The 11,854-nt window shown below is 67.4% G+C and carries 11 protein-coding genes; 4 read left to right on the top strand and 7 right to left on the bottom strand.

Annotated elements, in window-relative coordinates:
• Positions 1-336 precede the first annotated feature (336 nt).
• From KKR91_RS02825 to KKR91_RS02815, 3 genes are all read right to left on the bottom strand, one after another.
• A complete protein-coding gene (locus tag KKR91_RS02825) occupies positions 337-558 on the bottom strand; it encodes a cold-shock protein (protein ID WP_210231724.1) in 222 nt (73 codons plus the stop codon).
• 246 nt (positions 559-804) lie between these two features.
• Positions 805-1,422, bottom strand: a complete 618-nt coding sequence (locus KKR91_RS02820; RefSeq protein ID WP_210231725.1) for a LytR C-terminal domain-containing protein — start codon at positions 1,420-1,422, stop codon at positions 805-807.
• Positions 1,423-1,459: 37 nt separating this feature from the next.
• A complete protein-coding gene (locus KKR91_RS02815) occupies positions 1,460-1,762 on the bottom strand; it encodes a DUF3263 domain-containing protein (RefSeq protein WP_237687458.1) in 303 nt (100 codons plus the stop codon).
• A 108-nt stretch (positions 1,763-1,870) separates the two neighbouring features.
• Here KKR91_RS02815 and KKR91_RS02810 point away from each other — a divergent pair, with 108 nt between their 5' ends.
• Positions 1,871-2,656, top strand: a complete 786-nt coding sequence (locus KKR91_RS02810) for a uracil-DNA glycosylase (protein WP_210231727.1) — start codon at positions 1,871-1,873, stop codon at positions 2,654-2,656.
• Between the two features lie 44 nt (positions 2,657-2,700).
• A complete protein-coding gene (locus tag KKR91_RS02805; protein ID WP_420481430.1) occupies positions 2,701-3,543 on the top strand; it encodes a siderophore-interacting protein in 843 nt (280 codons plus the stop codon).
• Between the two features lie 69 nt (positions 3,544-3,612).
• Here KKR91_RS02805 and KKR91_RS02800 read toward each other — a convergent pair whose 3' ends face one another.
• Together KKR91_RS02800 and KKR91_RS02795 are read right to left on the bottom strand one after the other, a co-directional pair.
• Positions 3,613-5,562 (bottom strand): threonine/serine exporter family protein, encoded by a 1,950-nt coding sequence (locus tag KKR91_RS02800; RefSeq protein ID WP_420481415.1) that lies wholly within the window; start codon positions 5,560-5,562, stop codon positions 3,613-3,615.
• Positions 5,563-5,607: 45 nt separating this feature from the next.
• Positions 5,608-6,681: a lipid II:glycine glycyltransferase FemX gene (locus KKR91_RS02795; RefSeq protein ID WP_210231729.1), complete on the bottom strand. Its 1,074-nt coding sequence runs from the start codon at positions 6,679-6,681 to the stop codon at positions 5,608-5,610.
• 221 nt (positions 6,682-6,902) lie between these two features.
• Here KKR91_RS02795 and KKR91_RS02790 point away from each other — a divergent pair, with 221 nt between their 5' ends.
• Complete coding sequence (locus tag KKR91_RS02790) at positions 6,903-7,937, top strand: LLM class flavin-dependent oxidoreductase (RefSeq protein WP_210231791.1); 1,035 nt, start codon at positions 6,903-6,905, stop codon at positions 7,935-7,937.
• A 36-nt stretch (positions 7,938-7,973) separates the two neighbouring features.
• Here the strand turns inward: KKR91_RS02790 and KKR91_RS02785 are convergent, their stop codons facing one another.
• Together KKR91_RS02785 and KKR91_RS02780 are read right to left on the bottom strand one after the other, a co-directional pair.
• Positions 7,974-9,542, bottom strand: coding sequence for an MFS transporter (locus tag KKR91_RS02785; protein ID WP_210231730.1), 1,569 nt, complete (start codon positions 9,540-9,542; stop codon positions 7,974-7,976).
• 25 nt (positions 9,543-9,567) lie between these two features.
• Entirely contained in the window at positions 9,568-10,611 is a 1,044-nt protein-coding gene (locus tag KKR91_RS02780; RefSeq protein ID WP_210231731.1) for a CHAD domain-containing protein, read from the bottom strand.
• A gap of 188 nt (positions 10,612-10,799) precedes the next feature.
• Here KKR91_RS02780 and KKR91_RS02775 point away from each other — a divergent pair, with 188 nt between their 5' ends.
• The gene (locus KKR91_RS02775; protein WP_210231732.1) at positions 10,800-11,777 is read left to right on the top strand and encodes an aldo/keto reductase; all 978 of its coding nucleotides are present in this window, start codon (positions 10,800-10,802) and stop codon (positions 11,775-11,777) included.
• Positions 11,778-11,854 lie beyond the last annotated feature (77 nt).

The raw sequence follows: 11,854 nt of genomic DNA, 5'->3' as shown, positions 1-11,854 counted from the left end.
ACGGCTTTCGTCCTTTCGGAACAGTCATGCTTGCTGCAGGATGTTGCATTCCAGACTGCGGTGCCCGCGACGGACGGGCCGTGAGGACACGATCTCTTTACGTGTCCGCAGGCCCTCACCTCAGTGGCTTGCTTTTTCACTCAACGCCGACCGCTGTTAGCAGTCATCCGGCAAGAGTGCTAAGTCAATAATTAGCACTCCCGCACACTGAGTGCAAGCGATCACTGCCACCCGCAACCGAGCTCACATGCATCTGTAACCGGGCCTGGTCCGCGCGGACACGCCAAACGGCGGCAGCCCCGGCCATACCGGGACGCCGCCGTCCTGCGCTCTGGGCTAAACCTGGTCCCCTACCTGGACAGCCCGGACATCTTCCGCCTGCGGACCCTTCTGGCCCTGGCCGATTTCGAACTCCACCCGCTGGCCCTCTTCAAGCGTGCGGTAGCCGGAGGCCTGGATGGCTGACCAGTGGACAAAAACGTCCGTCTGGGCCTCATCCACGGTGATGAACCCGTACCCTTTTTCCCCGTTGAACCATTTGACGATCCCCTGCGCCATGCTCTTTCTCCACCCTGATCGATCGTGCATTCCGCCACGATTCCCATGGCGGAACGGGCCGGCGCGCAGGGTCCGGGTCACTCGGTTTCTGAGCTGGGTCCGGACCGGCGGCGCGCGGCTGGACCCACTGTAGCCAGCGGGGCGGGGCTTCCAATCGGGCAGTGGCGATTGTTATCGAGTGTTTACGTACCGGCCTTCAAAGCAGGTAGGACGCCGCCGAAACGGGCGGCGCCCCGGGGTCCGGGCTTAGTGGAAGCCCGGACCGGCGACGACGGTCACCATGCTGAATTCGGCGGAATCCACGAGGCTGGGGATGCCGAGCAGCTGTGCCAGCGCCTCGGCGTTGGGCAGCTGGTCTGCGCCGTTGTAGAAGATGACTGATGACTGCAGCGGTGTCCCGGCCCAGTTGGCCACCTGTGCGGTGGTCCAGCCGTCGCCGGCAATCCGGGCCGAGATGCTGGCTCCGAGTCCGCCGACGCCGCTGCCGTTCAGGACCACCACGGGCTGGGCACGGTCCACCGTGGCGGTCGGGGTGGGCGACGGCGTGGGGCTCGGCGAGGCACTCGGGGTGGGGGTGGCGGACGGGCTTACTTCGGCCGTTTCCGTCTCAGTCGGCTCGGCCCCGGTGCTCTCCGTGGCGGCCGGGGATTCGGCGGCCGGCGGCGGGGCGCCGGCGTCCTGCCCGATTCCCAGGCGGGGAATGACGAAGTACGCCGCGAGGCCAAGGACCAGTGCCAGCACCCCGACGGTGATGATCAGTGCCAGGCCGCCGGTGCGGGAAGGAATCAGGCGTTCCCGGTGCACGCCCTGGCGCGACGATGTTTCGGGAATCTTGTCGAACTCGTCCCGTGGATATTTGCTCATGGTTCGGTTTTGTCCTTGGTCTCAGGTGGCGCCGGGTCTAGACGTCAGAGCCTGAACGACGGGCGGTACGCGCGCGCTGACGGGTTGTACGTAGTCTACGCAGTCTCTTGACCAGCATCGGGTCATGCGCGAGGGCTTCCTCGGTATCGATCAGTGCGTTCAGGACCTGGTAGTAGCGGGTGGCGGACATGCCGAACAGCTCGCGGATGGCCTGTTCCTTGGCTCCGGCGTACTTCCACCAGGCCCGCTCCAAGGCGAGCATCTGCTGTTCCTGTTCCCCGAGCGGACTCTCGGGGTCAACCGCACCCTCCAATGAGAAGGCTTCGGTTGTTTCTGCCACAGGATGCTCCCAATTGATAGATGGTCTTCCTGCCATGTTAGTTGCTGAATAACAGGCTTGTCATTTGCGCTGGGCGCGTGCCCGACGGCAGCGGCCTAGGCTGGAAGGGTGAGTTCCAATGAGCCGACCCTCTTTACCCTGCCCGACGCCCCTGCGCCCGATCCCTCCCGGACCGAACCGTTCCCCTTCGCCGCACCGGCTCCGCTGGCCGGGGTGATGGCCGCGGACTGGGCACAGGCGCTGGCGCCGGCTGCCCCGGAGCTGCACCGGATCGCCGCCGGCCTGGAGGCCGAACGCCGGGAAGGCCATCAGGTCCTGCCCGCTCCGGGAAACATCCTGCGCGCATTCGCCCGCCCCCTCGCCGACGTCAAGGTCCTGCTGATCGGCCAGGACCCGTACCCCACCCCCGGCCATGCCGTGGGGCTGTCCTTCGCGGTGGACCGGGACGTGCGGCCACTGCCGCGGAGCCTGAACAACATTTACAAGGAACTCGCCGCCGATCTGGGCATAGCTCCCAGCCCGCACGGCGACCTCAGCGCCTGGGCGGACCAGGGCGTCCTGCTGATGAACCGCGTGCTGACCGTACGCGCTTCAAGCGCCGGGTCGCACCGCAGGCGCGGCTGGGAGCAGATCACCGAACTGGCCGTCCGCGCCGTCGTCGGCCGCCGCCGTCCGGACGGCAGTCCCGCTCCGCTGGTGGCCGTGCTGTGGGGCAACGATGCCCGGTCGGTGGTTCCGCTTTTGGACGGTGCCGCGCGGATTGAATCCGCCCATCCGAGCCCGTTGTCGGCGTCGCGCGGATTCTTCGGTTCCCGTCCGTTCAGCCGCACCAATGAGCTGCTGCGGCAGCAGGGAGCGGAGCCGGTTGACTGGCGGTTGGACGCGATACGGTAGAGGAGATTCCCATGACCAAGGAGAACCAGATGCCCGATCCCGCTGTGCCCGCAGTGAAGCCTGCACAGGATGTTCCCCGGCGGGCCCGCCCGCTGCTGACCCTGGAGGTGCTGCGGCGCCAGGAGCTGACTCCCCACATGGTCCGGATCATTGCCGGCGGCCCCAACTTCGAGCGCTTTGCCGGCAATGGCTGCGCCGACGCGTACTGCAAGATCTGGTTCAGCCCCGATGGCGCCCCGCTGGACGGCACGGCCGAGCTCGAGGCCCTGCGCGAGCAGTTCCCGCGGGAGCAGTGGCCGGTCTCGCGTACCTACACCATCCGCAGCGTCGACCCGGTCGCCCGCGAGCTGGCCATCGACTTTGTGGTTCACGGCGACGAGGGCCTCGCCGGTCCCTGGGCTGCCCGGGCGGTGCCAGGTGATCCGCTGGCCTTCACCGGGCCCGGCGGCGCCTTCAATCCGGATCCGGACGCCGGCTGGTACCTTTTCGCTGCGGATGAATCGGCCCTGCCCGCCACCGCCGCCGTCCTCGAAGCACTGCCGGCCGACGCCGTCGGGCAGGTCTTCCTGGAGGTCGGCGGCCCCGAGGACCGGCAGCCGCTGCGGGCGCCGGAGGGCGTCACCGTGACCTGGCTTTACCGCGGCGGCCTTCCTGCGGGCAACACCGGGCTGCTGGCTGGTGCCGTGGCAGCCGCGGCCTGGCCCGACAACAACGTGCAGGTGTTTGCCCACGGTGAGCGCGAAGCCATGAAGGCCCTGCGCGACATCCTGTTCACGACCCGCGGGCTGGAGCGCCGGCAGGTCTCCCTCTCCGGCTACTGGGCAGCCGGCCGCACCGAGGACGCCTTCCAGGCAGAAAAAAGGACCCCGGTCGGCAAGATCCTCTAGGTCCTTGCGTTCCGGGGCCCTCGTCGCCTGCGCTTGACGGCGCCGCCTGGTTCCCTGCCGGTGCCGTCCTTACCGGCGGCGGTTCCGGCGGTCGTTGCCCGAGAGGTTCCGGGTCATCGGCCGGGCCAAGTTGTCACCGAACACCACGCCGCCAGCGATCGCCAGGATCACGGTCAGTGCGTTGAAGATTCCCACCGCGCCGTTGGTGACGTCGTCGCTGCCGATACTCAACCCGTACATGGCGCGGAAAATGCTCAGCCCCGGGAACAGGAACAGCACCGCGGGAACCGCAACGATCAGCTGCGGAGCGCCCATCCGCAGGGCCACGATGCGCGCCACCATGCCGATGAAGATGGCCGCGATGGCCGGGGTCAGCCGGGGTCCGATGCCCAGTATCTCGGACAGCTCGAACACCAGGAAACCCGCCGCACCGGTCAGGACCGTGGGCAGGACCAGGTTCATCGGCGACTGCTCCACGACGCAGATCGTGGCCAGGGCCACGGCCAGCAGCACCATGGTGACCGCAAACGGATATTGGGATCCGTCTACCTTGGTGACGTCGAGCCGCGGCACCCCCAGCAGCGCGCCGGCCACCAGGGCGACGGCGATGCCGGCTACCAGCGCGGCGAACGTGAGGAACGCCGACAGGAAACGTCCCGACGCCGTTACCGGGAACCCGTTGATCGCATCCTGTACCGCGGAGACCAGGCGTCCGGTGGGCAGGAGCAGCAGAATGCCCCCGGCCACTACAATCCCGGGGGAAATCGGCACATCGAAGGACCAGAAGAGCATCGCGACGGCGGTGACCAGGAATCCGGCGGCTGCCGTGCTGAAGAAGTCCGGCACCCGCCAGCGTCCGAGCAGCCGCTGCAGCAGGCTGACCAGGAACGTACTGATGAACGCGACCATGGATGCCAGCGGTCCGCCGCCGATGAACCCTACAATGGCGGCGGCAAACACGCCGGCGGAAAAGGTCACGGCCCAGCGTGGAAACGGCTTGGGCTGGTGGGTGATCTCGTTCAGCCGGTTGGAGGCTTCGGCGCGGGAGACGCCGCCGTCGATGATGTCGGTGACAAGCTGGTGGACCAGCCCCAGGCCGGCGTAGTTGTTGGTCCAGGACCGCACCACCCGCATCACGGTGATGGGGGTCTGGTCCTTGGGTGAGTAGTTGAGCAGCACCGACTGGTTGGTGATGTCCACTTCAATGTTCTCCAGGCCGAAGGCTGCAGTGACGGCGATGATGGCCGTCTCCACTTCCAGGGCGCCGGCACCGTAGCGGAACATCGTCTCGGCCAGGCCCAGGGCCAGGTCCAGGGTTTTCCGGGCCGAAGCGTCCGGTCCCGCGCTGCGCACCAACGGGTTGGCATACGGAGATCCGGCCAGCCGTTCCACAATGGACATGGCCTGGGTGGGCGGAGTTTCCCCCTGGACCAGGCGGCGCAGCATGCGGCGGGCCGCTGCCGAAGAGCGGTCCTGCCGCAGGGCCGCGGCGCTGCCGGGCTGGTGGCTGGCCGGCACGGTCTTGCGGGCGCGGGGCTTCCGGGGAGGCAATGCAGTCCCCGCTGATTGATCCGGCCGCACCTTGCCGCGGCCGGCGTCAGATCCCGGGGCGGCCCGTCCGGACCCCAGTCCGCCGGAGGTGCCCTTGGGCAGAGTCTGCATCACCGAGGTGGTGGGCGGCGGCGGCTTGGGCCTGGTGCTCCGCAGCCCGCCACCGGCAGGGCCGGTGGGCAGGGCAGTGCCCTTGGACGCCTTGGATGCCTTGGACGCTTTGGACGCCTTGGGTGCTTTGCGCGGCAGTCCCGGCACGCGCGCCGGGGCACCGTCCACCGGAGTTTTGGCCGCCGTCTTCCCGGCGGCGGGCGCGGTCTTCCCAGTGGCGGGCGCGGTCTTTCCTGCGGCCGCCGGGCGCTGCCGCGCTTCCGGTGGCCGGATGACCGGAATCAGGCCCACCATGGGGTCGGGGTTCTGCGCAGGCTCTTGGCGGTCTGCATCGGACGTGTTCTCCAAAGGACTCACCCTTTCGCCTCTGTAGCCTGAATCCCATTCAGGCCTGATTGCTGTTTAGTAGAACGGCTGCTGGTGCCGGCGCCAGTAAATCTGCCGGGCAACCCGTTCACCGATGGTGTTCCAGATCTTGTACCGCAGCGGATCCAGGACCAGGTCATAGCAGCCCACAAAGTCGGTGACCGTCTTCGAGAAGCTGGTCTTGAACAGGCCGAGTCCGTGGTGCGGATGCTCCTTGTTTTTCAGCTGGTCGCTGGGAGGGGTTCCGCAGAAGTCGTACTGTTCAATGCCGAAGTCTTCCTTCAGCTCCGTGATGGCCGTCCACTGCACCAGGTGCGAGTCGCCGTACTGGTTGCGGCGCGGTTTGGAGCCGCCGTCCTTGTACGTGCCCTTCTTCCCGTAGGCGATGACGAAGGCGCCAACGGTGGGCTCGCCGTCTTCAAAGGCGAAGTAGAAGCGGCCCTGGCCGGCAGCCACGAAGTTGGACCAAAAGCGGTGGTAGTAGTCATAGGAGCGCATCCGGGCTGCGGACCGGTCCTCGATATGGCTCATCAGCTGGTACATCGTCCGCATGTTCTCTTCTGTGGGCTCCACCCGGCGCACATCGGCGGCTTCGCGGATCGCCCGGCGCACTGCATTACGTCCGCGCGAGGAGATGTTCTTCAGGACCTGATCGATCTCCGGCGTGGTGTCCAGCAGTGCGGTGGAGTCATTGGGCTGCAGGTTGAATGTCTTGACCAGGCCGGCGCCGGCAAACTGCGCGCGCACCTCGGGGCTGTCGACAATGTCCGGTTCCACCTTGATGGCGAAAACCTTGCGCTTGGATTCCTTGATCAGCCGGCGCAGCGCGTCCAGGACCTGTGGCACGTGGGCGGGCTCGGCGACGTCGGGGCCCTTGATGAGGTACCAGAGGCTGCCGAGTCCCGGGACGGACTTTTCGATGGCCAGGTTGTAGGTCGTGTAGCCCTGTCCCGTGAACACCAGGTAGATGGGGTTCCATCCGTGGTGGGACTTGACCTCGGCGTAGGAGGCGGATTGCAGCACGTTGCCGCCGCCTGGGTTGGACAGCACGTGGCTGTCCCATTTTTCAATTTCGTCGGCGGTCGCCAGGCGTGCACTAAAGTCTCGCAAAATACCTCAACTAATCGCTTGATCGCTTGATCGTTTACACCATCTGCGGCTGGTCCGCCGTAGCCTCCGCAAAACGGGCCGGGGGCCGTCCTCAAGTCTATCCGCTGGGATCATCACAGAATGAAATCCGGGCAGGTCCCGGCACTGTGAGTTCGGACCCGGGACCACGGCTAGACTAGATGCAAAATCATGGACTTTTGATGGATGGGCGGAAGAGCTACATGGCACAGCGGCTGGAACTCGGACTGGACACCTTCGGCGACGTCACCTCCGACGCGGACGGAGAACGGCTTCCGCAGCACCAGGTGCTGCGGAACGTCGTGGCCGAAGCGGTGCTGGCCGACGAGGTGGGCCTGGATTTCATCGGGATCGGCGAACACCACCGGGAGGACTTTGCAGTTTCGGCACCGGACGTGGTGCTCGCCGCGGTTGCCGGCCAGACCAGCCGGATCCGGCTGGGCTCGGCGGTGACGGTCCTGAGTTCGGATGACCCCATCCGGGTTTTCCAGCGTTTTTCCACCCTGGATGCCCTTTCCAACGGCCGGGCCGAAATCATCCTTGGCCGCGGCTCCTTCACCGAGTCCTTTCCACTGTTCGGCCTGGACCTGGCGCAGTACGACGAACTGTTCGAAGAGAAACTCGAGCTGTTTACCGAGCTGCGCCGAGAGGTGCCGGTGACGTGGAGCGGAAACACGCGGGCACCGCTGCAGAACCAGCGGGTGTATCCGCCCACCGCCGGCGGGAGTCTTCCGGCGTGGATCGCCGTCGGCGGTACACCCCAGTCCGTGGTGCGTGCCGCTCACTACCGCCTGCCGCTGATGCTGGCGATTATCGGCGGGGAGCCGGCACGGTTCGCCCCGTTCGTTGACCTGTACAAGCGTGCGCTGGCACAGTTCGGGGCTCCGATGCTTCCGGTAGGCGCCCACTCCCCCGGTTATGTTGCCGCCACGGACGAGCAGGCGCTCGAGGAGGCCTGGCCGCATTTCGAACGCATGCAGAACCGGATCGGCCGCGAGCGCGGCTGGAGCCCCACCACGCACAGCGATTACCTCGCCTCGGCCGGCCCGGACGGCGCCCTGTTTATCGGTTCTCCCGAAACCGTCGCCACCAAGATCGTCCGGGTGGCGAAGGAACTGGAGCTGAGCCGCTTTGACCTGAAATACAGCCTGGGCACCCTGCCGCATGAGCTGCTGATGAACTGCATCCGGCTCTACGGCACCGAGGTTGCACCGCTGGTCCGCGAGCAGCTCGCCTAGGCCCAACACCGGCGTCGGCCTGCGGCACACGCAGCATCAGGCCGACGCCGGCAGGAACCACCGGGTCAGCGGCGGCTCCTCCGCCAGGCCGGCGGCCTCTCCAATCAGTTTCCGGTCCTCCCCCGTGGTGCGTTCCTGCTCCTGGCGCAGGTATTCCCGCCAGGTTGCGACGTCGTAAATCTCGCGGAACTGCCTGGGATCCGTCACCGAGTGCACCAGCTCCCAATCACGGGCGCCGGTGCGCATCCGGGAAAGCCGCACCTCATGCATCACCTTGACGAAGTCAGCTGCCTTCTCCGGAGCGAGCTCGTAGGCGATCAGGACGGTCACCGGACCGGCATCGGGCTGCGGCTCCTGCGTCGGTTCGATGCCCAGCTCCGCCTCCGCAATGCTGCGGTCCAGCCGGCCGGTGCGCGGCAGCAGCGGCAGCACTACCACGCTCAGCCCCACCGCTGCCAGGGCCGCCCCGGCTGCCGCCAGCACCGGGGCATACCCGTAGGCAGTGGCCAGCGATCCCCAGACGACGGCGCCCAGGGCCTGGGCCCCGGTGGTGATCATGAGGTAGATGGACAGCCCGCGTGCCCGCACCCACTCCGGCAGGGTGAGCTGCATTGAACTGTTCAGGATGGAAAATGTGGCAATCCAGGCCATGCCCGAGAACAGCAGCAGCACGCCCAGCAGCCAGGCCGGCAGGAAGCCGGCGGCAAACGTTCCGGCCCCGAAAACCGCTGCCGCAAATCCGAGCAGCACGCTGTCATTAACCTGCCCCTGCACCCGGGGCAGCAGGATAACCCCGAGAACCGCGCCGGCGCCCAGCGCCCCCAGCAGCAGGCCATACCCGGTGGACCCGAGGCCCAGATGAGCGTTCACGGCGACCGGCAGCAGTGCATACAGCGCGCTGGCAGGGACCATGAAGAGCGCGGTCCGCAGCAGGATCCGGCGCACGCGTGGAGCCGCGCGGATATACCGGAGGCCGGCGGCGAGCGCCTCCTTCATCCGTTCCGGGTCCTCGGGTTCGGCCGGCGCCCGCCAGAGGTAGACGGCCGCTGCGGTGCCAAGGAAGGAGACCGCGTTCAGCCCGAAAACAAATGCCGGCCCCAGCAGCGAAACGAGTACCCCGCCCAGGGCCGGTCCCACGGCGCGGGCAGCGTTGACGGCTGCGCTGCTGAGGGCCGAAGCGGCACGGATCTGATCGCGTGGAACCAGCGCCGGGGTGATGGCCTGCCACGCCGGTGCACTCAGTGCCGTGCCGCATCCGATCAGGAAGGTGTACAGGAGCAGCGAATCCGGGTCCAGCAGCCCCAGCGCTGCGATGATGGCCAGCATGCCTGCCGCTCCGGCGGCGAAAAGGTTGGAGCCCAGAATCAGCCGCCGGCGGTTGAACGCATCGGCGAGCACCCCGGCGATGAGGCCCAGGAGCAGGGCAGGCGCGAGGTTGGCCGTTTGGACCAGGGATACCAGCGCCGCATTGGCGCCGCTTTCCACCAGGAACCACTGGGCACCCACGGTCTGCATCCAGGTACCGATGTTGGACCCGATGTTAGCCAGCCACAGGATGAGGAACATTCTGCGCCGCAACGGCGCCCAGGGCGAGTCCGCGTCCATGCGGGTTACCTCCGCTCCGCCGACCCTAAACCACCCGGGGGAAACCCGCCCAGGCTTTGCGGAACCGTTTCCGTGCCACTTTCCCGTGCTGTTCCTCGAGGGCATGCAGCCGCCCGTAGGTGAAACCGTTCTGGCCGGCGTCGGTGGCCGATGCGCCCAGCCGGCGCAGGTAAGCGAGACTGACCACGCTGTCTTGGTGCTCCCCGAGGATCTTCTGCACGTGTTCGGCTCCGGCAATCAGCTCGCCGGCTCCCTCCGGGCGCACCGGCTGGGCCACTTCTGCTGCGTAGCGCAGCCGTTTGGCCTCTTTGCGGGCCTCGTGCAGGGCTTCCGCCCGCTGATCCTCGCTGCTTGCTTCCCGCGCCTGCCGCACCCGCCGGTGCAGGCGCTTGCGGTCCCGCCGGAGCATCTCACCCGCGCTCTCGGCCGCCGGCATCCGGGCCTCGGCGGTAAACGCGGGTCCGGTGACCACCCGCTCCAGGCTCTGCAGCAGGCGCTCATAGCGGCCGTCGTCGAGCACCTCCCTGATGACGGCGTGCGCGGCGCGATAGTCACCCAGCAGTTCCTCGTCGATGCGCTGCTGCACCGGTCCGAGCACCAGTCCGGCCGGTTGCTCCGCCAGCAGCGCAGACAGTCTGGCCCGCATCACCTGGGCATCCCGGGCCTCCCCCAGGATCGAGGCCAGCCATTTCAACTCGCCACGCAGCTCCCGTGCCGGTTCCTCGGCCAGGACCGCCCGGTAGCTCGCCAGAGCCGAACGCATCCGCCGGGTACTGACGCGCATTTTGTGCACTGCGTCAGCCTCGTTGGCCCGCACCCGCGGGTCCTCGTGCAGCATCGCCACGAACTGCCCGCGAAGGTAGGAGCGCAGCAGCAGCCCGGTGGGTCCGTCCGGTTCCGGAGCGGGCGCCTTGATCGCGGCTACCCGCACGGCAGCCTGGGACGCCAGCCGCTCGGGCCCGGCAGGAAGTTCCGGGGCGTCCTGGTTCCGGCTGCGCTCCGACGGGCCTGGGTTCTCCTGGATCTGGGTCTCCGGTTTCTGGATTTCCGGCTTCTGGATGCTGTGCATGGCTCAGTATAGGGCGGTGAAACGTGGCTGCGGCAGGAGGTAAGCGGTGTTCGTCCAGCCCGGACCCGTCTGCCCTGTACCGGCACGAATGGCGGCGGTAGCATCGCCCCTACGGGCTGCTGGTTCAAGCCCCCGTGGATGGACGGTTGGCGCCGGGCCCGGAGCCAACCGGTGATGCGAAGGCCGCCATGAGATACGTAAAACTGGGAAACTCCGGAGCGACGGTATCGGCTGTGGGACTGGGGTGCATGAGCTTCGGAGACCCCAGCCGCGGAGCCCATTCCTGGACGCTGAGGGAGGCTGAAGCCAAGGCCGTACTCCGGCACGCCATAGAACTGGGCATCAATTTTTTTGATACCGCCAATGTCTATTCCGACGGCGGCAGCGAGGAAATTACGGGCGCCGCAATCAGGCGCTTCGCCCGGCGGGAGGAAGTGGTCCTGGCCACCAAGGTGCATGGCGAAATGGCCCCCGGGCCCAACGGCTGGGGGCTCTCCCGCAAACACATCCTGTGGCAGGTCGATGAGAGCCTGAGGCGGCTGGGCACTGACTACATTGACCTGTACCAGGTGCACCGCTGGGACGGCTCCACCCCTGTGGACGAAATCCTGGAGACGTTGGACGGCCTCGTCAGGGCAGGAAAGGTGCGCTACCTGGGGGCATCCACCATGTACGCCTGGCAGTTTGCCCGGGCGCTGTCCCTGCAGCAGGCCAACGGCTGGTCACCCTTCGTGAGTATGCAGGGGCATTACAACCTCATTTACCGTGAGGAGGAACGGGAGATGTTCCCGCTGTGCGACGCCACCGGTATCGGCTTCCTGGCCTATTCGCCCCTGGCCCGCGGCCGCCTGGCCCGGGGTTGGGGGGAGGCCAGCCGGCGGCAGCGGCAGGACGAAGTCGGCCAGTCGCTGTACTCCGGCAACGATGTCCCCAATGCCGCGACAACCGACGCGGTGCAGCGGGTCGCCCAGCGTCACGGCGTGCCGCGCGCGCAGGTGGCCCTGGCCTGGGTCCTGGCGCACCCGGGCGTGACCGCGCCGGTGCTCGGCGCCGGCAGCACCGATCACCTCGACGACGCGGTGGCGGCCCTGGATCTGGACCTTACCGCGGAGGACCAGGACGAGCTGGAACAGCATTACACCCCGCGGCCGGTAGCTGGATTCTAGGTGGACGGTGGCGTGTGCGGGTCCCGCGCTCGTCGTGGGTGCGTTGGCCGTGCTTGACTGGAACGTCATCCCGCCCG

Source organism: Arthrobacter jiangjiafuii (genome assembly GCF_018622995.1).
In the GTDB taxonomy this organism is placed as follows: Bacteria; Actinomycetota; Actinomycetes; order Actinomycetales; family Micrococcaceae; genus Arthrobacter_B; species Arthrobacter_B jiangjiafuii.
Note: the sequence above shows the minus strand (reverse complement) of the source record. Positions and strands in the feature narration are given on the sequence as shown.